Origin of the sequence: Pricia antarctica, from assembly GCF_900101815.1 — a bacterium.
Lineage (GTDB): Bacteria > Bacteroidota > Bacteroidia > Flavobacteriales > Flavobacteriaceae > Pricia > Pricia antarctica.
In genome coordinates, this window is the sequence record NZ_FNAO01000005.1 from 26,434 (window position 1) to 46,652 (window position 20,219).

Consider the following 20,219-nt stretch of genomic DNA (forward strand, 5'->3'; position numbering starts at 1 on the left):
AAACAGAAAAAAGACCAGAAAACTCGTTTCTCGCACGACAAGATCGAATGCCTTGTATAGAACATGATTGGCATTTTCACAAGGAAATGGAGTTGATATATTTCATTAAAAGTACGGGCACCCGATATGTCGGTAACTCTATTGGTAATTTCGGTCCAGGTGAACTTTATATTATAGGAAGCGATGTTCCCCACCTTTTTAGAAACCATCGCGAGTATTACGCGGATAAGTTGGAAGACGAGGCCGTAGATCTTGTCATAATCAAGTTCGAACGCAACTTTTTGGGAAAAGATTTTTTGGAGTTGCCAGAAGCCAAAAAACTACAACTGCTATTTCAACAAGCGAACAGGGGCCTGAAATTTTCTAAAGCTGTCACCTATTTGGTGCACAACCATATTTTAGGCTTGGTGGGCAGTCAAGGACTTTCGCGCATTGCAGGTCTCTTGAAGATTCTCGATATATTATCGGCAAGTGAGAACCACTTGTCCCTGTGTTCCGAAGTGATTACGACTACCTACAATAAAAATGAAAAGGACCGAATGGCAAGGGTCATTTCTTATTTGACCGAAAATTTCGATAAAAAAATCGAATTGGAACAGGTCTCCTCTATCGCCTATATGACACCCAATGCCTTCTGTCGCTACTTTAAAAAACGCACCCGCAAATCATTCACACAATACCTCAACGAAATTCGCATAAGACATGCCTGCAAGCTATTGATCGAAGGCGATATGCAAATTGCTACGGTATGTTATCAATCAGGTTTTAATACCCTTACAAATTTCAACCGCCAATTTAAGGCACTTATGAATGTTACACCTTCCGAATACATGGAGCTTTATAACAAAAAGGTAGAATTGGATTAACTTTCCTGTTATTGAGTACCATTTCTTTTTTAATACAACTATGTTTCTTCTCAATTAAATTACATAGTTAATATAGTGCCGAGAACTGGTAATGTCTATATAATAATCCTGTTATTTTTCAATTAGATTTGCGCCGAATTGTTTTGAAGATTATTGCTTCTTCAGTCATTATATTTATCGCAGTTCATGAAAATTACGCTCAAGGGTCGAAGAACACAAGTTATGCACGATGCGACAAGATAATATCCTATTTCCATGACCGGACTTCTCATTTTACTAGGTTGTATCATCCTGCTCATTGTTGCAGTTACCGTATTCAAGGTGCATCCTATTCCGGCATTACTTATTTCAGGTCTTGTTTTGGGTCTTGCCACCGGAGGATCGGTTGATACTGTCACGGAAAGCCTTTTAAGCGGATTCGGGGGTACTTTAAAATGGATAGGCCTGATCATTCTTTTCGGCACCTTGCTTGGGGAAATTCTTGCGGAAACAGGTGGTGCCGATGTCATTGCGGACAGTATTATAAATCTTTTTGGAACCAAATATTTACCATTCAGCATGGCCGTCATTGGCTTTTTAATCGGTATTCCTGTATTCATGGATGTTGCTTATTTGACCCTCCTACCGACTATTTTAGTATTGTCGAAAAAATCGGGGCACTCAGTTTTGGTCTTGGGTCTTTCCCTTGCAATGAGCTTGACGGTTGCGCATGCCCTGATACCCCCAACCCCAGGTCCATTGGCCGTGGCCGCCTTGTTGGAAATCAATATCGGTGAAATCATTCCTTTAAACGTTTTGGTGGCCATAGCGGCAATTGCCGGTGGCCTGTTTTGGATTCTTCTGAACAGAAAAAATTGGGGAACCACAGAGGTTACTGAAACGGAAACTGAAATTCCGGATAAGAAAAAATTAACCGGATTCAAAAGGGTTTTGCCCTTTGCGGCACTTTTGGTGCCTTTGTTACTAATGTCGATCGGCACTATATTCCCGGGAGACAATCCTATAATCAGTTTTATTAAGAATCCCGTTTGGGCCTTGATGATAGGCGTGGCATTTGCGTTGCCCTTACTCGGTACCAAAAATTTCTCTACTGACCTGAACCGATATTTTCAGTCGGCAGGTGCGAAATGTGCCATTGTCATTCTAATTACAGGTACTGGTGGTGCTTTCGGACAAGTTATCAAAGATACTGAGATTGTCAATTCCCTATTTTCAGATGTCGGTAATCTTGCGGCCATGGGTATCGTCATTCCGTTTCTACTTAGTTTCCTTTTTACAACGGTAACCGGATCCATCACCGTGTCCCTGATCACCTCTTCATCGATTATAGCACCCTTGGTATCAAACGGCACCCTTGACCCGGCATTCACCGCTGCGGCTATCGGTGCCGGATCTTTAGGCATAATTCATGTTAACAGTAGTTTTTTCTGGCTGTTCAAAGAAGTACACCATCTTCCGGTAGGCAAGCTTCTCAAATCATTTAGCGTGCTTTCCGCAATTACGGCCCTGTCCAGTGGTCTCGTTCTAATTCTCATCTACTTTTTTATTGGATCTTAAAATATCCCTTTCGATTTCAAAAGGGTTAAAATAATGCAAGCCTAAGGTAAAATGTATTGGGTAGAACAAGCCAAATTCGCTTTCCTTTGTAAGATATGCATCGCATCCTTTTAATAACAAATCGAACCCAACTCGCCAAACCTTAAAACCAAAAAATTCAGTACATGAAAATAGCGAAAATTGAACCTTATGTAATTGTCCATAAGCTAGATACCCCCTTCTATTTCTCGCAATGGCAATACGATACCAGAAAAATTTGTATCGTAAAGATAACGCTAGACGATGGCACCTACGGTTGGGGTGAAGGCTATGGTCCTGCTGGTGTTATCAAGGCGGGAATCGAATTTTTTACGCCTTTTTTACTGGGTAAGGATGCCCTCGGACATGAAGTGCTATGGCAGGAAATGTACCGCCGCTCGTTGGATTATGCTCGTAGCGGTTCGTTTCAGGCTGCTATTAGTGCCATTGATGTGGCACTTTGGGACATAAAAGGAAAATTGCTCGACCAGCCAGTTTCGGTATTGCTCGGCGGAATTAAAAACCCAATTATTGCCCCTTATGCCACCGGCCTGTATTTTACACGTGTCGACAACCTCGAAGAACTGTTGGTCGAGGAAGCATTGCTCTACAAATCGCAAGGGTTTAAGGCCACTAAAATGAAGGTAGGTCTCGGCATTGATAAAGATATAAAATATGTCGCCGCGATACGTAAGGCAATCGGCCCCGACATGCGGTTGATGATAGATTCCAACCATGCCTATAGCTATAGGGAAGCCATAGAACTTGCACGGAAGGTCGAAAAATATGACATCTCGTGGTTCGAAGAACCTGTTTCACCCGAAGATTACGATGGATATCGAAGGCTTCGTGAGAATACAAGCATACCCATTGCCGGCGGCGAATGCGAATACCTAAAATTCGGCTTCAAACGTCTATTGGAAAACGAGTGCGTAGACATCGCCCAGCCCGATATCTGCGCCGCAGGTGGCCTCACCGAAGCGAAAGGGATCGCCACTTTGGCTCAGGCCTATAATAAAGATGTGGTACCCCATACCTGGGGCACTTGGATTGCCATTAGTGCCGCAGTACATTTTGTGGGCAATCTTGACAAGAATCCTGGACGGATGTATAACGACTTGCCTACAATGGAACTGGATCGCACTGAGAACGCATTACGCGATGAAGTTACCAAAAGCGAAATTATAGTTAAAAAAGGCCTGCTTCATGTGCCTTCAGGACCAGGATTAGGAGTTGAAGTAGATATCGATGCATTAGAAAAATATTTGGACAAAGAAACACACACTGATGAAAGCACCTTTAAAATTCGGGCATAAGAAATTATATATCGACGGAGAATTGGTTGAAGCCTCAAACGGAAAAACCTTTGAGGTCATCTGTCCGGCCGACGAATTACCAACGGCAACCATTGCGTGGGCGAGTAATGACGATACCGAAAGGGCATTGCAATCCGCACAAAAAGGGTTTCAGCATTGGTCAAAACTACCATTGCACGAACGTTTAGACTGGATAGATAAACTTAGAAATAAGATTATCAAGAATAGCGACTTGCTCCGTGAAAGCATCATGTACGAAATGGGCAAAACTTGGGAAGGCTCTGAAGAAGACCTCACCAGTATAACCAATTCGTTGCAATATTATTCCGAGGAGATACAGAAAAGAAACGACATTCCGATAGAAGATAAAGAAGGTACGCATGAACATCTTATGGTTTCGCAACCTCTCGGGGTGGCAGTCGCTTTCTTAGCTTACAACTTTCCCTTGTTGAATCTAGGCTTTAAATTGGGACCCGCATTGGCCGCAGGCTCATGCATCATTATTAAACCTTCCGAATTTTCGCCGCTTTCGGCCTATATCATCGGGGAGCTTTGTGCGGAAATAAATTTTCCGAAAGGCGTCGTCACGGTGTTGTGCGGAGACCTTCATGAAGTGGGTATTCCGCTTTGCGAGAGTACAATTCCGAGATTGATCACCATGATCGGTTCTACCGAAACCGCGCAAAAGCTCATTGCCCAAAGTGCACGAACTTCCATAAAGCGGTATAGTATGGAGTGTGGTGGCAACGCACCTTTCATCGTTTGTGAGGATGCCGATATGGAGCTTGCCGTAAACATAGGCGCAGCCTTAAAAATCGGAAATTCCGGACAGATTTGTGTGGCTCCGAACCGCTTTTTTATTCACGAATCGGTTATTGATCGGTTCATGGCAGGTATGAAAGAAAAGTTTGAGAACGCCAAAATCGGCTTCGGTCGTGAAAACAAACCCGATATGGGTCCTCTTGCCAATGCCGCATCGGTCACCAAGGTACACGGAATCGTTAAGGAAGCCGTGAAGCAAGGTGGAAAGTTGATTTATGGGGGGAAACCTATCGACGGACCCGGTTATTATTTTGAGCCTACGGCCATTCGATTGAACAATAACAATGCGGAAATTCTTCAGCACGAAATATTCGGCCCCGTTGCCTTGATTTCTTCCTTTAAAACAATAAAAGAAGTTATCGGTCTGGCCAATAATACCAATGCCGGATTGGCCTCATATGTATTCTCCAAAAATGAGGACACGTTGAACTTCTTCGCCGAGAATTTGGAGTTTGGTGAGGTTCAATTAAACGGGGTAAAATATGATATTTACCTTCCACACGGTGGCGTAAAAAACAGTGGGATCGGGTTCGATTGCTCCACATATGCACTTGACGATTATCTGGTCACAAAAAGAGTAACCAAAACATTGAGCCCGGCATGAGCACTCCCTCTCATTTTATAAGTTGTGATTGGGGCACTTCCAATTTTAGGCTCCGCTTGGTCGATACTGGTTCATTGCAGGTGCTTTCGGACGTAAAGACCGATATGGGAATCAAAAAACGCTTTCAGGAATTCAAAGCGCAGCACCGGTTGGAACAAGACCATTTTTTTGCATCATACTTAAAAGAGCAGATCGATAAACTCGATTTCGCCAAGGACCAGGACACCATTGTCCTCGCCTCGGGTATGCTTTCGTCGTCCATTGGAATGATAGAACTGCCCTATGCTACTATGCCCATCACCTTTACCGGGGCTGAACTGAAAAGTGAATCGATACAACTTGATGAAAAGCTTAAAATGATCCTTGTGTCGGGAGTGAGAACAGATGCCGATGTTATGCGTGGGGAAGAAGTTCAGGCCGTTGGCATTTCAGATCAACTTGGGCAACATAGTCGGGGCATACTAATATTACCAGGCACACACAGCAAACATATATATTTTGCTGATCGGCGTTTTGAAGGTTTCACCACCTATATGACCGGCGAGCTTTTTGAAATTCTAAGCAAGAATAGTATTTTGGCGACTTCGTTGCATCCAACCGAATGGGATTCCTCTTTTCAAGAAGTGTTCTTGGAAGGCGCCAAAAAAGGGATTGCGAACCATCAAATGGCCTCTTTGTTCTCCATTCGTGCAAATAGTTTGATTCATAACCGTTCTGAATTCCAGAACTATTATTTTTTGTCGGGGTTATTGATAGGTGCAGAGTTGGCCGACCTAAAAGAAAGAAGTGAAACTGTCTATCTGGCCGCCACGGGTGCAAACAACGAACTGTATAAATTGGCATTGGAATCTTTTTTGCCTAAGAAGCGCTTGGTATGTTTCGAATCGGAAATATTAGAAAACGCATTATTAAACGGACAACGAAAAATATTAGAAACCTATGCCTGACCAACTATTTTCCTGGGAGAAATTCCATCAAAACCCTATAGTAGGAATTTTAAGGGGCCTTTCGACCGAACAAGTTTTAGAAATCGTTCCCACCTATTTGAGCAGCGGATTTTTCACGCTTGAAATCACCATGAATTCCCCAAAGGTAACCCAAACGATTGCCACCTTGGCAAAAATTTTTCCCGAATTGAACGTGGGAGCGGGTACGGTTTGCACCATACAAGACCTCACAACGGCTTTGGATTCAGGCGTCCAATTTATCGTTACCCCCATTATCGATGAAGAGGTAATTAAACATTGCGTAAAAAATAATATCCCCATTTTTCCGGGAGGCTACTCCCCTACCGAAATATACAAAGCTTGGTCTTTGGGCGCCTCGGCAGTAAAAATATTTCCCGCGACGCAGCTTGGAGTTCAGTTCATTAAAGATGTGTCCGCTCCGCTGAACAAAATAAAGTTGTTGCCGACCGGTGGAGTTTCCCAAGAAAACATCAAATCATTTTTTGAGGCCGGAGTAATCGGGGCAGGAATGGGCAGTTCTCTTTTTAATAAGAAATTGATCAGTGACAAAAATTACGAAGCCCTCGGTAAGCACTTCCTAAAAATAAAAAATGAAATAAAAGCTTTTATATAGCAATCAAGTAATTTTAAATAATACGCTATTATTTAGTTGTCTCCCTAGAAAAAAGCTTCCAAACGAGCCTACTAAATTGTACCTAAAGAGAATCAAAAATGAAAAACAAGAGAAGAAAAATCCGGATTACAGGTTTAATAGTGTTCATTTTTTCCCTCACCACCCTTAACGGTTTTGCAAGAATGGATGATTATTTGGAAAAATCACCTGTTGAACCGATAATTTTGGAAAACGATACTCTCAAAGTCACAATCGACGAAAAAAGTGGATGTTTTACGGTTTCCGAAAAAAAGTCTGGACAAATATGGAACTCCGACCCTTGGGAAAATGCGGCCGGCCTACTTACCATTGCCGATACCCAGGGCGAAAAACAGACCGTTAACCTGTCTAAAAGCAAGAAAATCGAAGTCCTACAAAAAAACGGAAATACCATATCGATAAAGTTCATAGACCCCGTCTTTGAAGATGGATCGGTGGCATCGGGCGTGGTCGTAGCTTCCGAATTGCGGCTTGATCCAAACATCGCAAAGTTGGATGTTCAGATTACCGACCATCAACCAGGAAATTACAAACTTTCAGATTTACGTTATCCTGCAAGACAGTTCAGCCTAAAGACCGACGAGGACATGGGAGCGGCGGTCATTCCCCAGAAACAGGGCATTATTTGTCCGTCTTACATCTTCCCCATGAACGGAGGACGCTTTTGTAAATGGGACGATGCCACATATAATAACAAGTCGATTGGGTCACTAGCATTATTTAATAACGGTACCGGCTTGACCATGCCCTGGTGGGGCACGTACAACAAAAAATCGGCGGTTATGGGAATCGTTGACGAGGCCTCACGCCCAGAAATGTTCTACAACATCAATAACAATGGGCAGTATCTGTTCAACGAGCAAGGAAAGATGTCACCCTATCAACGAGTCGCTTTTTTAGATCCGGTATGGAAACTGGATGGTGACGATTCTAAATTACAGATCAGTTACCATTTTATTCCTGGCGGCGATTATGTCGATATGGCCAAGGAATATAAAAAAGAAGCTATCAAACGTGGGCATTTTGTATCGCTTAAGGAAAAGCTAAAAAGAAACCCGAATGTCAATAAACTACCCGGAGCTATTTACTTCGGTATTTATGGCGGATATCCCCACTATGTAAACATGCCTGGAATGGCGTTTAATTTTGATGAACTAAAAAATAGTATCCAAACCATTCACGACGACCTGAAAGTTGACAAGGCCTTTATACATGCTTGGGGCACTTTTTCGAATTTCGTTCCCCACAACTGGCCGATCACCGAGGCCATGGGCGGACCGGAAAAACTGAAAGCGGCAGTTGATTTGGCCAAATCGTACGGGTATCTCTACTCCTCATACCATGCCTATTCGCCCATGCTCGAAAATGATCCTGATTTTACAGAAGACCTTATGCAAAGGGATGACGAAGGCAAACTAATGAATACCGGAAGCCGTTGGGCACGTGTAGATCCTAAATTCCAAAAGGGTTTGGCAGAAAAGAACATTGGAAAAGAAATATCCTATCTCGGTCTTGAAGCCGACATTACCGACATCACTTTTGCTGCATACCGCGAAAATGGGAAACAGGGCAGAATCGAATTGGCCAAATACATCGACAGCTTTAATTTGGTCAACGGCACAGAACACGGCCAAGAGCAATGGATTCCATATTTCGACATGTTCGAGGGCATGACGTATATTGAGGGTTATCCACTTTCTGAACTTTCGCACCCTGCCCCCCTGTTCAATTTGGTGTACCACGAAGCCATTGCGAATTTTGGAAAAATCCAAGACCCTGACAACGAGGTTACGGCCAATGGCGATTTTAGGATCAAGGCCTTACGAAGTATGCTTTTTGGTAGAGGAACGACCATTTTCTTCGCTCCCTATGAATTCGAGGGCATGGCACCTATAATCAAGATGGCCAGGGACCTGGTGAGTCCCGTGCACGAGGAAACATTCTTTGCAGAATTGAAAAGCCATGAATACCTAAGTCCCGATTTTAAGATACAACGCAGCCGATTCTCAAGCGGCACAGAAGTAGTGGCAAATTTAGGTCCGGTAACGCAGAAAATAGAGGGCGGCACCGCTATCCCGGGATATGGCTACCGTATTACCATGAAAGATAGAAGTGTTAAAAGTGGGCATTTTGAAGTAAGCCTTAGCATGAATTAAGGGTATACATAATCAATACATTTAATTTGTCATATTTTATCCCATTCTGAGTTTAATCTACAGTTATGGGGTAAATTAAGTCTAGAACTGGATAAATTTTACAAATAACACCCAGGGAAATTAGAATATTTTTGATCTTATAAATAGTTTAATATGAACAAGCTCATCCTACTATTATTCGCTATTTGTCTTCATTTTGATGGCCACGCCCAAGAAAAACGTACCGAGCCGAACCAGTCGAAACCCAATATCATATTACTATTCGCCGATGATGCCGGCTATGCCGATTTTGGATTTCAAGGCAGTACGGTAATGAAGACCCCCAATTTGGATAAATTGTCTGAACAAGGGGTGCTATTTAAACAGGCCTATGTCACCCATCCGACCTGCGGCCCTTCAAGGGCGGGACTCATTACCGGAAAATCACAATATCGATTCGGCTATGAAGAAAACAACGTGCCCGGGTTTATGAGTGCGGTATCGGCGGTCGATGGTGCAGAAATGGGGCTCCCTATAGAGGAGGTTACCATGGGAGATGAGCTTAAAAAGCAAGGGTATACCACGGCCATCTTTGGCAAATGGCACTTGGGCGGAGCGGATCGTTTTCATCCCACCAAACGCGGTTTTGATGAATTTTACGGATTTCGCGGCGGGGCGCGAAGCTATTTTGAGTATCCCGAAGAACCGAATGATGCCATGAACAAAATGGAGCGTGGTTTTGGTAATTTTGAGGAGCCAAAAGAGTATCTGACCGATGCGCTGGCCGATGAGGCAGTTATATTTTTGGAGCAAAATGCAGAAGCCAAAAAACCGTTCTTTGCCTTTCTATCCTTTAATGCGGTGCACACTCCCATGGATGCCAAACCCGAAGATCTGGAAAAGTTTCCAAATCTGACCGGAAATCGTAAAATAGTGGCGGCCATGACCCTGGCCCTGGATCGGGCAGCAGGAAAGATATTGGACAAACTAAAGGAATTGGGTATCGAGGAAAATACAATCGTGGTTTTCACCAATGACAACGGTGGTCCTTCCGACAAAAATGCTTCCGACAACTTGCCTCTGAGCGGTATAAAATCAAATTATTTGGAAGGGGGCCTTCGGGTACCTTTCATTATGAAATGGCCCGGAAAACTGAAACCAGGCACCACCTATAATTTTCCGATCAGCACCTTTGATCTTTTGCCCACATTTTTTGCTGCCGCGGGCGGAAACCCCCAAACCTTGAACAATGTAGATGGCGTCGATTTGCTGCCGTATATCACTGAAGCAAACAAAGAACGCCCGCATGAAACCCTCTTTTGGAAACGCGATGCACGGGCTTCCATGCGAAAGGACGATTGGAAAATCATCCGTTTTCCTGACCGTCCGGCAGTACTTTTCTATATTCCGGATGATGAAGAGGAACTGAACGACTTGTCGGCTTCCGAACCTGAGCGATATCGAGAAATGTACAAAGAACTTTTTGCTTGGGAAACTACGCTCGAACGGCCGCGATGGCTGCTGAAAAAGCTATACGAAAAAGAAGATATTGAGCGTATGGATGCCTATTGGCACCCAAATAGCCCAAAGAATACATCCAAAGATTAAAATAGCATACCTATGATCAAGAACAATGCACGCGGCATCATCAATACTACCAATAGTCCGCATGTAAAATTGAAAAGCATCGATTTGGGCGATTGCCAATGGACCGAAGGTTTTTGGGCCGATAAATGGAAACAGGCAGAAAAGGTGATGGTGCCTTATATGGGCAATTTGCTAAAAGGGGATATCGGTCATGGCTTGAATAATTTTAAGATCGCCGCAGGTTTAAAAGAAGGAAAACACCAAGGCGAATGGTGGCACGACGGTGACTTTTACAAATGGATGGAAGCCAGCATGTACATCTACGCCATCAACAAAGATGAGAAGATCCTTAACGATTTAGATGAAATTATTGCGATTATATCAAAAGCGCAGCGCACCAATGGCTACATGTCAACACCCTCAATTATTGATGAAAGTATCAAACCGTTTTCGAACAGAAGGTATCATGAATTGTACAATAGTGGACATTTATTGACCAGCGCTTGTATTCATTATCGGGTGACGGGCAAGACCGATTTTTTGGATATTGCCGTCAAACATGCCGATTATTTATATCAACTTTTTGTTCCGATTACGGACATGTTAAAACGTTTTGGTTTCAACCAAACACAGATCATGGGCTTGGTAGAATTGTACCGTACCGTACATGATAAACGCTATTTGGAATTGGCGGAACAGTTCATCGATCTTCGGGGCACTTTTGATATAGTTGACGATGTTACCACCGAAGGTTACCCCATTGGCGATATGGTGCAAGAACGGGTTCCATTACGTGAAGAAACGGAAGCCGTTGGGCATGCCGTGCTCGCACTTTATTACTATGCCGGTGCCGCCGATGTATATGCAGAAACCGGTGAGAAAGCACTCATAGATGCCCTTGACCGACTCTGGAACAACCTGACCCATAAAAAAATGTACGTTACCGGAGCTGTTGGTCAAACCCACTATGGAAGGTCGTCCCGTTTGGATAAAATTGAGGAAGGTTTTATTGATGCGTACATGATGCCCAATATGACGGCCTATAATGAAACTTGCGCGAACATTTGTAATGCCATGTTCAATTATAGGATGTTGACACTTACCGGGGAATCAAGGCATGGCGATATTATGGAATTGGTACTACACAATAGCGGAATCTCAGGCATTGGCATCGAAGGAAAAGACTATTACTATTCCAATCCCTTACGGAAAATCGATGGGGCCTTGGATTACGATAAGATGAATGTAGAATTCCCCGAACGACAACCATATCTATACTGTTTTTGTTGTCCGCCAAACTTGGTTCGCACCATTGCGAAATCCCCAGCTTGGGCGTATAGCAAAACCGAGAACGGAATCGCAGTGAATCTCTATGGCGGCAATAAATTAGAGACCACATTACTGGATGGTTCTACGATCAAACTATCCCAAAAGAGCAATTATCCATGGGATGGTGCCGTGCAAATAACCATAGAAGAATGTAAAGCAGATTCTTTTGAACTGCTATTGCGAATTCCCGCTTGGGCGAAAGGAAGTTTATTGAAAGTCAATGGCCAAGCAGCTGAAAATGTAGTGGCCGGAAGTTTTGCCAAAATCGAACGCAATTGGTCCGCCGGGGATGTTATATCGTTGGAGATGCCCATGGAAGTTAAATTCATTGAAGGACATCCGAGAATCGAAGAGGTACGCAATCAAGTGGCAGTCAAAAGAGGCCCTGTTGTATATACTTTGGAATCGGCCGACCTTCCGGAAGGAACCAATATAACTGATGCCTATATTTCAAGTGCCAAAGAATTGAAACCTGTTCATAAACCGGAATTATTCGGTGGAGTGACCACTATAGAAACTGATTTGCTCATCCGTAAAGACAAATTAGAGAGCATGTACAACGAAGTAAGAAAACCTAAATTAGAAACCTTCGCCACCCAATTAATACCCTATTACACATGGAGCAACCGAGGGCAAGGCGAAATGACCGTTTTTATGCCCATAATTTGGGATTAAAACGACAAGCAATACTCTTTTGAATACACCTACAAAAAATAAAACCACATGAATTCACACAAAAAAAATGCATTTACTTACGCGACTATTGTGGCCATGGGTGGTTTCGTTTTTGGTTTGGATGCCGCCCTTATATCCGGTACAACAAAATTCATTACTCGAGATTTTTCATTGAACGAATTGGAATTGGGCTCGGTGGTGGGTGCCCCCGCAATGGGTGTTTTACTGGCGTTACTCTTCGTGGGGTATGCCTGTAACAAGTTCGGCCGAAAAACCGCATTGATCATAGCGGCGGCTTTTTATCTTGTCTCCGCAATTTGCTCCGCCATTGCACCGTCATATTGGACCTTGATTGCCGCCCGCTTTTTAGGTGGGTTGGCATTTAGCTCCATTTCAATGGCCTCTATGTACATTGGGGAAATCGCACCGCCCAAATGGCGAGGCAAACTGGTGTCGATGACACAGATCAATATCGTGGTCGGCCTGTCTGCTGCCTATTTTATAAATTACCTTATTCTAGGGTTGGCAGATTCACAGGCTTCTTGGGTAGAGACTCTCGGTATCAACGAGTATACTTGGCGATGGATGTTGGCTACAGAAGTACTTTTTGCCCTAATATGGTTGATTTTACTGTTTTTCATTCCTAGGAGTCCTGCTTGGTTGGTTTTTATGGGAAGAACGGAAGAAGCGGAAGCCACATTGCGAAAGGTCATTCCGGAAAACGAAGTATCGGGTCAAATCGCTGAAATGAAGCATAGTCTTGAAAGCGTCGATCAAGACCGTTCAATGTTGGCACAATTAAAAGAGATTTTCAGCAAACCAATGCGCGTGACCCTGATAATTGCGATGACCATCGCAATTGCGCAACAGGCGACCGGAATCAATGCTATATTGTTTTATGCCCCTACGATTTTCGAACAATTGGGTATAGGTACCGATGCCGCCTTTGCACAAGCAATTTACATAGGTTTGGTAAGTATTGTTTTTACCGTTCTAGGTTTGCTTTTGGTTGATAGAATCGGCCGTAGGCCCATGATTATTTGGGGCATGGTCTGGATAGTTTTAAGTTTAGGTATTTGCTACTACGGATTTAAGACCGCCAACTATTCTATATCGAAAAAGGCGGTTTCCGAAATGACAGAAATTCCGAATTCGGAACGCTTGAATACCTTGGTCGATAATTCGTATGAAAGTGATATTACCTTTAAAACAGCCCTAATAGAAACCATCGGTGAAAACGATGCTCGTGACTATTCGGGACTTCTGCTTCAAAAAGCTGCAAATATAAACGGACTTCTGATTTTAATTGGAATCTTGAGTTTTATTGCGGCGTTCCATTTTTCCGTGGGCCCTGTAATGTGGGTGCTGTTTTCTGAGATATTTCCCATTTCAAATCGGGGGATCGCTATTCCCTTTTTCGTATTGGTAACGAGTACCGTTAGTTATTTGGTACAGAAGTTTTTCCCTTGGCAATTGGCGACGATGGGCATAAGTGCTACTTTGTTGTTCTACGCCATCACAGTGGTCATAGGCTTGGTCATTCTCTATTTCTATTTAAAAGAAACCAAGAACTTGACCATAGAGGAAGTTCAATTAGTCTTAGCACCTAAAAAAAAGTTATCATGAAGCATATTTTAATTTGCGTTATAACACTCTTTTTGACCCAAAACAGTATGGGTCAGTCGGATAAATTCTATCCCGCTTCAGACCCTGAAAATAAGGGCGGATGGGTTTTGAACGAAGAGGTCAGCGATGAATTCGAGGGAAAGGAGTTAGATTCAAAAAAATGGTTTATTGAAGGGGAAAATGGTGATTATTACATCTGGCAAGGCCGGGCCCCTTCACAATTTGTTCCCCATAACGTACGTGTAAAAGACGGCAAGCTTAAACTCAGAACCAATTGGGAACCTAAATATAAATTCCTTCAAGACACCTATACCGATGGTGCTATGGGCACGTCTAAATATGGGGAATACAAAGAAAAGCCAATGCCGGTGACCACTGCTGGCGTCATTACCAAAAAACGGTTTCTGAACGGCTATATGGAAGTAAAATCTAAAGTGGGCAATGCAGCCATTACCGGTGCCTTTTGGGGTATCGGCTACGAACAAGAGCTCGATGTATATGAACAAATGGGAAACCCCAAAAAAGGCGAGAAAATCAATGAAAAAAGCTCATTGTCTACGGCCCATGATTGGAGCCCTCCGGCTGAAAGACCTACCAATGTATTTCAGCACGTAGAAAAACTACCCTACCGTGTGGCCGACGAATTTCATGTGTATGGTGCCGATTGGGGCGAGGATTATCTAAGCCTATACATAGATGGTAAGCTGATACACCATTTTACGCAAGACGATGTCGGCCTCGATTGGGTACTCAACAATCCCATGGAGATTTGGCTCGATTCCGAGATTTTCTTTTGGTTGGGAATGCCCCATAAGGAAGAACTACCGGTAGATTTTGAAATAGAATATCTGCGCGTTTGGCAAAAACCAACGGACAATTTGTTGGCCCGGCAATTTTATGGTTTCGAAGGACCCATTTTATTCGAGGAAAATCCACGGCCCCTGAAAATGGTTCCCGAAAGCTCTGTTCCGAACGATTATCAGAAGTTTTGGGAAATCGATAGTCTTTCCGCGAAATATTTTTCCATTGTTGAAGGCGATTACGCTTCAGGGGTAAATAGCCTTGAATTTGCCGGTTTCGGTAAAAACGAAAAATTGGAAATCGATAAGGTAGTTGCCCTATCTCCAGAAGGGGCCGTAAACATCCCCAAGGGAGACTATATGCTATCTTTGAAAGTTTGGCTTGACCAAGGAAGGGCTGTCACGAAATTAAACCTGTCTTTTGAAAATCCAAAAATGGAAATCCCTATTGATTTGACAGGATTGGAACGACGTAAATGGGTAACGATCGAGCAAAAAATCACGAAATCGTCCGCTTCAAGTTCCATAGACCAATTAAAAATCGAGCTGAGAAAGGAAGACATACCCGAAAAAAAAGCATCACGATTTTTTATTGATGATATTGCCATTAGGCCTGTTAAAAAATAAAGCAAACGAGAGATTACTTCAACCCATTAGAAAGTATTATTATGAGACATCTATTTATTCTGTTCTGTTTTTCTATTTCTGTATTCGGTTGCAAGCCAAAAACCGAACCTGTCCAAAAGGAACATCCTAAAAAACCCAACATCCTCTTCCTTGCCATTGACGACCTTCGGCCCGAGTTGGGCGTCTATGGTTCCGATATCGCCATCACCCCCAATATCGATGGCCTTGCCGCTGATGGCCTGTTATTCAAAAATGCCTATTGCCAACAGTCCATTTGCAGTCCGTCAAGGGCCAGCTTAATGACCGGGGCACGGCCCGAGACTATTCAGGTAATCGAGAACTTCACCTATTTTCGCGATAAAAATCCCGATATCGTAACCCTTCCCCAGCACTTTTGGGCCAATGGCTATGAAACCGTATATACCGGTAAAATATACCATAACAGCGCGTTTGGTGATGGTGAACTTTCCTGGAGCAGAAAGGCGGATACAACTGGTGTAACCCAGATACCAAGTACACCAGGTGGGTTTAAGTTGCCCGAAAATCAGAAAATGCAAAAGGATAACAGTGCGGCCATGGTGGCCAAGTATGGTGAAAATGCATTGCAAAACGGCTTGGGAAAAGGCCCGGCTTTTGAGTTTGCTGATTTTCCAGATAACGCTTATGAAGATGGCCATAATACCGATCTGGCGATCGCAACCTTAAAGGATATGCTTGAAAAAAATCCGAATAAACCCTTTTTTTTGGGGATGGGCATGAAAAAACCGCATCTGGATTGGATAGCCCCAAAAAAATACTGGGATCTCTATGAGGAAGACAATATTAAACTGGCCGTACAGGAAAACGGCCCGAAAGATGGTGCCGCCATGGGCCTGCATGCTTCCTTTGAATTGAGGGCCAGAGCGAACATTCCCAAAAAAGGTCCTATCGATAAAGAACTGGCCCGTGACCTAAAACATGCCTATTTGGCCTGCGTCAGTTATGCTGACGCGCAAATTGGCCGTATGTTGGCCGCTTTGGACGAAGCCGGGGTTCGCGACAATACAATCATTATACTGTGGAGCGATCACGGTTGGCACCTTGGCGATATGGGTATTTGGGGCAAGGCGACCAATTACGAAATCGCCACTAGGGTTCCCTTGATTATTTCAACTCCCGACATGCCCAAGGAAATGCGAGGAAAAACTACGGATGCACTGGTCGAGTTAGTTGATATGTACCCAACCTTAAGTGAATTGGCCGGACTTTCACTGCCCGCACACCTCGAAGGACAAAGTTTCGCTCCCCTACTCTCAGACCCCGACCAAGAATGGAAAAAGGCGGTTTTTAGCCAGTTTCCTACTCCAGCATTACGGGAATGGGCAGCCAATCCCCTTTCCAAAGGCATGCGCGAAACTTCCTTCGGACCTTTAATCGAGGAAGTTGAAGAACGCATAAAAAAACAGCAAGGCGATAAATGGGATCGCGACCTGTTCGAAAACCGTCTTATGGGCTATTCCATGCGAACGGACAGTTATCGTTTTATCGTCTGGAAAGATTATACCGACCCACAGGCAAAACCTATCTTTTTTGAACTGTACGACCATAAAAACGATCCATCGGAAACGGAAAACATTGCGGAGGAAAACCCCGAACTTGTTGCGAAACTCTTGGAGCAATTCGACAAAGGATGGAAGGGGAATCTTGCTCCCTTATCCCAAGTAAATTAAGGCCGTATCTTTTAATAAATAAAATTTCGATACATCATAAAACCATGAATATCATGATTCCCTTCAAAATAAGAATGCTTCTTTACCCGGCCGTACTTCTCCTGACCATTTTTAGCAGGGCACAAGAAACCCGCCCCAATATTCTGTTCGTTCTATGCGACGATTTGGGCTATGCCGATGTGGGCTTTAACGGTTCTAAAGATATTATGACCCCAGAGATTGACAAGTTGGCCTATAGCGGGACAATTTTCACCTCGGCTTATGTAGCCCATCCTTTCTGTGGGCCAAGCCGGGCCGCATTATTGACAGGACGTTATCCGCAAGCAATTGGTACAGCTTATAACCTGTTCCACAATAGCAGCGAAGAAGACAAGGATAATATGGGCGTTCCCTTGGATGAAACCTATATGGCCAAGGTGCTACAGGAGGCCGGGTATTATACGAGTGCCATAGGTAAGTGGCACGTAGGTGCAGCTCCCAAATACCATCCCAACCAGAGAGGCTTTGATGATTTTTATGGTTTCCTCGGAGGGGGACACGACTATTTCCCTGAAAAATATCGGGAAGAGTACCAACAGCAACTTAAGGTAGGGAACAAGGAAATTCGGGATTATTTGCATCCCCTGGAGCACAACGGCAAACCTGTTCAGGAAACGGAATACCTAACCGATGCTTTTTCTAGGGAAGCTATCCGGAATATTAAATCCGCATCTGTAGAAAAGAAACCCTTCTTTATTTATTTGGCCTTCAATGCTCCGCATGTCCCGCTACAGGCAAAAGCCGAAGACCTCCAAAAGTTTGCCGACATCAAGGATACCGATAGAAGAACCTATGCCGCTATGGTTTATGCAGTTGACCGGGGAATAGGAGAAATCATAAAGACGCTAAAGGATACCGATCAATTCGATAATACGTTGATTGTCTTCCTGAGCGATAATGGGGGAAACTTCGATCAAGGAGCCGACAATTATCCGCTAAAAGGGACAAAAGGTGATACGTGGGAAGGTGGTTTTCGGGTGCCTATGTTCTTTCATTGGCCTAACAAGTTATCGGCTGGACAACGGTTCGATGTTCCTGTGTCATCACTTGATCTTTATCCCACTTTCGTTCATCTTGCAGAAACAATCACTCCCAAGGGCAAAATACTGGACGGCAAGGATATCATGGGTGATTTGATAGCTGGCAAAGATTTGCTGAAAGATCGTATGATCTATGCCTTGCGGTACCGTGAAGGTTATAATGATGTCGGCGGAAGACAAGGCGATTGGAAAATAACACGAATGGCCAATGAACCATGGGGACTATATAACATCACGAAGGATCTCGGCGAAAAGAAAAATTTGAGCGGGAAGTATCCCGAACGACTTAAAAAAATGGTTACCGAAACAGAAGAATGGACCAAAAGCTTTGTTCGACCCTTATGGTTTTACTCATTGAAAGACCAGGAACTCTGGAAAAACGGCGGTATGCCACGCTACGATGAGACCTTTGAAATTGATAAATTAGTTCTTCCACCACTTCCATCAACTAAAAAATAATTATAAGAATTTTGCATACGCCTGCCTGTCGCCTTTGGGCAGGTCTTAGGTCTTTCATCCTATAACGGTCATTAAACCGCATTATAAAACTAGAAAGCTTCTCTCATTGCCCATCCTATTACCTCAAAAAGGTAAATTAAACTCAAAATTGGTTAAAATAATGATATCGAAAGGTAAAATTGATAAATACATGACCCGCTTTCTATGTTTCTTTTGTAAAGAATCTCTTGAAGATTGAATTCAAGATTGTCAAAACAAAAAAGGAAAGTACTGGAACACTTCCCTTTACAAATACATGTTTTGTATTTAATCAAGTAAAAAACCACAATACTATTTAATTGACTTTACTATTGCTCCTAAGGGAAATACTGATATGCTAGAAGTTAATTCCGAAGTTTAGAATTGACCCAAGTATTCTACATCCCTAAAAATCTTTTGGCGAAATGACAGCCTGCACAGGATAGAAGAGTTCAAGCTGAAATCAAGATCAAAAATTTTATTGAAACTGATCCAAGTCATTTTAAGCGACTTCATCATCACCTACTTTTAATGGACATTTTAACTTAACGTATTTGAAGATGAAAAAACTAGGAATGGTATTTTTAGTAGCATGTTTGTCAATCTTAAATGGATGTACTCAAAAACCCGACGTAAACGCTTTACTTCAAAATGAAGAAACAAGAAATGCAATTTTTAAGGCTATAGAAGACAACAAGGATTATATGACTGCATTCATGGGAGAAATGCAATCTAATGAAAATGCTATGAAAATGATGCAGGGCAACCGCAAGATGATGCGTAGTATGATGCACGGGGAAGGAATGCCGATGATGATGAAAGACACTATCATGATGAAAAACATGCGTGAGCAAATGATGGGAAATAAAAATATGATGCGTTCCATGATGCATCAAATGATGGCCGATAGTACAAATATGGGCAAAATGATGCAAATGATGCATCAAAATGGTATGATGAGTAATGACTGCATGCAGTCTTGCATGAAAATGATGAGTAAAAACAAGATGAAGATGTAAGCAATAGTGACCGAGGTATACTATAAAATAGTATGGATACTAGGAGCCTACCCCACGCTATTGCCAAAAAAATTAGGAATTATGCATGGTTATGATGGTCATTTCGGCGGAATGCACTATATCTGGTGGATTGTTTGGCTAATACTATTAGTTTGGATTTTCATCTTACCCTATAATATCCCCTTTCAAAAATCACAAAAGGATAGTCCATTAGACATATTAAAAAAGCGATATGCCCGGGGCGAAATTTCAAAGGACGAATATGAAGAAGCCAGGAAAACCTTAAATTCTGATAGATGAAAAACACAGGATATTAGTAAAGATAAAAATGGCCTAATCTTTGTCAAAATCAA

At 43.0% G+C, this 20,219-nt stretch carries 15 protein-coding genes; all 15 read left to right on the forward strand.

The genetic code is table 11. The annotated features are described in order from the left end of the window. Positions 1 to 47 precede the first annotated feature (47 nt). On the forward strand, positions 48 to 866 hold the full coding sequence (locus BLT07_RS10035) for an AraC family transcriptional regulator (protein ID WP_245726500.1): 819 nt from the start codon (positions 48 to 50) through the stop codon (positions 864 to 866). Positions 867 to 1,121: 255 nt separating this feature from the next. Beyond that, complete coding sequence (locus BLT07_RS10040) at positions 1,122 to 2,423, forward strand: GntP family permease (protein ID WP_091868310.1); 1,302 nt, start codon at positions 1,122 to 1,124, stop codon at positions 2,421 to 2,423. A 164-nt stretch (positions 2,424 to 2,587) separates the two neighbouring features. Beyond that, complete coding sequence (locus BLT07_RS10045; protein WP_091868312.1) at positions 2,588 to 3,757, forward strand: mandelate racemase/muconate lactonizing enzyme family protein; 1,170 nt, start codon at positions 2,588 to 2,590, stop codon at positions 3,755 to 3,757. Beyond that, positions 3,729 to 5,183 (forward strand): aldehyde dehydrogenase family protein, encoded by a 1,455-nt coding sequence (locus BLT07_RS10050; protein ID WP_091868316.1) that lies wholly within the window; start codon positions 3,729 to 3,731, stop codon positions 5,181 to 5,183. Before BLT07_RS10045 ends, BLT07_RS10050 begins: the two co-directional genes overlap by 29 nt. After that, entirely contained in the window at positions 5,180 to 6,130 is a 951-nt protein-coding gene (locus tag BLT07_RS10055; RefSeq protein ID WP_091868318.1) for a 2-dehydro-3-deoxygalactonokinase, read from the forward strand. The genes BLT07_RS10050 and BLT07_RS10055 overlap by 4 nt, the downstream gene beginning before the upstream one ends. Continuing rightward, a complete protein-coding gene (locus BLT07_RS10060; protein WP_091868320.1) occupies positions 6,123 to 6,764 on the forward strand; it encodes a bifunctional 4-hydroxy-2-oxoglutarate aldolase/2-dehydro-3-deoxy-phosphogluconate aldolase in 642 nt (213 codons plus the stop codon). The genes BLT07_RS10055 and BLT07_RS10060 overlap by 8 nt, the downstream gene beginning before the upstream one ends. 98 nt (positions 6,765 to 6,862) lie before the next feature. Beyond that, positions 6,863 to 8,959 carry a hypothetical protein gene (locus tag BLT07_RS10065; RefSeq protein ID WP_091868322.1) on the forward strand — a complete coding sequence of 699 codons (2,097 nt, stop codon included), beginning with the start codon at positions 6,863 to 6,865 and terminating at the stop codon, positions 8,957 to 8,959. 153 nt (positions 8,960 to 9,112) lie between these two features. Further along, positions 9,113 to 10,546 carry a sulfatase gene (locus BLT07_RS10070; RefSeq protein ID WP_091868324.1) on the forward strand — a complete coding sequence of 478 codons (1,434 nt, stop codon included), beginning with the start codon at positions 9,113 to 9,115 and terminating at the stop codon, positions 10,544 to 10,546. Positions 10,547 to 10,558: 12 nt separating this feature from the next. Continuing rightward, positions 10,559 to 12,529, forward strand: coding sequence for a glycoside hydrolase family 127 protein (locus BLT07_RS10075; protein WP_091868326.1), 1,971 nt, complete (start codon positions 10,559 to 10,561; stop codon positions 12,527 to 12,529). Between the two features lie 48 nt (positions 12,530 to 12,577). Then, complete coding sequence (locus tag BLT07_RS10080; RefSeq protein WP_091868328.1) at positions 12,578 to 14,155, forward strand: MFS transporter; 1,578 nt, start codon at positions 12,578 to 12,580, stop codon at positions 14,153 to 14,155. After that, entirely contained in the window at positions 14,152 to 15,582 is a 1,431-nt protein-coding gene (locus BLT07_RS10085) for a family 16 glycosylhydrolase (RefSeq protein ID WP_091868329.1), read from the forward strand. The genes BLT07_RS10080 and BLT07_RS10085 overlap by 4 nt, the downstream gene beginning before the upstream one ends. A 41-nt stretch (positions 15,583 to 15,623) precedes the next feature. Continuing rightward, a complete protein-coding gene (locus BLT07_RS10090; protein WP_091868331.1) occupies positions 15,624 to 17,291 on the forward strand; it encodes a sulfatase in 1,668 nt (555 codons plus the stop codon). A 53-nt stretch (positions 17,292 to 17,344) separates the two neighbouring features. Next, entirely contained in the window at positions 17,345 to 18,829 is a 1,485-nt protein-coding gene (locus BLT07_RS10095) for a sulfatase-like hydrolase/transferase (protein ID WP_245726501.1), read from the forward strand. A gap of 578 nt (positions 18,830 to 19,407) precedes the next feature. After that, the gene (locus BLT07_RS10100) at positions 19,408 to 19,866 is read left to right on the forward strand and encodes a hypothetical protein (RefSeq protein WP_091868335.1); all 459 of its coding nucleotides are present in this window, start codon (positions 19,408 to 19,410) and stop codon (positions 19,864 to 19,866) included. 111 nt (positions 19,867 to 19,977) lie between these two features. Then, the gene (locus BLT07_RS10105) at positions 19,978 to 20,166 is read left to right on the forward strand and encodes an SHOCT domain-containing protein (protein WP_317040757.1); all 189 of its coding nucleotides are present in this window, start codon (positions 19,978 to 19,980) and stop codon (positions 20,164 to 20,166) included. The last annotated feature ends 53 nt before the right edge of the window (positions 20,167 to 20,219 follow it).